Consider the following 874-nt stretch of genomic DNA (forward strand, 5'->3'; position numbering starts at 1 on the left):
TAAGGAACTCAATCGCCAGCTTGGTTGCCTTCCATGCCCGTGAAGCATGAACCGTTTCAATACATCCAGCAACTTCCGAGTAATGCAACGCCTTGCGGTGTATCGTCTTCTTCGTCTCGCGGGGCAGGGCGAGCGCTTGGGCCGTGGCCGGGTTGTTCACGCAGATGCCTTCCGCGATGCCCCATTTGAATACCGAGGAAATGCGGAAGATCAGTTTCTTGGCTATGCCCGGAACGGTTTCGCGGGCGGCAAGAATGGCTTGGCGCACATCGGCGCTTGTCACGTCCGAAAGCAGAACCGAGCCAAAGCGGGGGAAGACGTAGCTTTCCAGCGTGTTCAGGAAGGCATCCCGGTCTTTCGGATTCTTCAAGGTCGGGGCCAGTTCCTTGTGCGTCTCGCGCGCGGCTTCCTCGAAGGTAAGCAACTTGCTCTTGTGCCGCTTCTCGCGCAGCGGGTCGCCGCCGGAACGGGCAAGGCGCTTGTTTTCCAGTGCCTGTTCTCGCGCTTCGGCCAGCGTGACCACAGGCGGACTGCCCAGCCCCAGCTCGCGGCGTTTGCCACGGATGACGATGCGTTGAACCCAGGAACGACCGCCGGTCGGCTTGACCAGGAGGAACAGGCCAGTTCCCTTGCCGTCATGATATTTGCCGGGTTCGGTGACGTGTTTGACGAATGCCGCCGAAAGCCCTGTTTTGGCTTTGTTCACGTTTCCAGATTTTGCCATCTGTTCCCCCATTTATTCCCCCTCAATGTACTGGAACACATCGGAATGTGAAGGAGTGCTCTGGAATAAACATAAGTTTTCCAGTTGGATAAACAGACATTTCGGAACGCGCTGGAACAATAAATGGCGCATATAGCGACCGCCATAAAA

General features: G+C 56.6%; 1 protein-coding gene. It reads right to left on the reverse strand.

The window, feature by feature from the left end; translation table 11 throughout:
• Positions 1-706: tyrosine-type recombinase/integrase (locus AX756_RS24780; RefSeq protein WP_197431148.1), on the reverse strand; the 706-nt coding region annotated here is incomplete at its 3' end.
• Between the last annotated feature and the right edge of the window lie 168 nt (positions 707-874).

The organism is Aliiruegeria sabulilitoris (genome assembly GCF_001558155.1).
Lineage (GTDB): Bacteria > Pseudomonadota > Alphaproteobacteria > Rhodobacterales > Rhodobacteraceae > Tropicimonas > Tropicimonas sabulilitoris.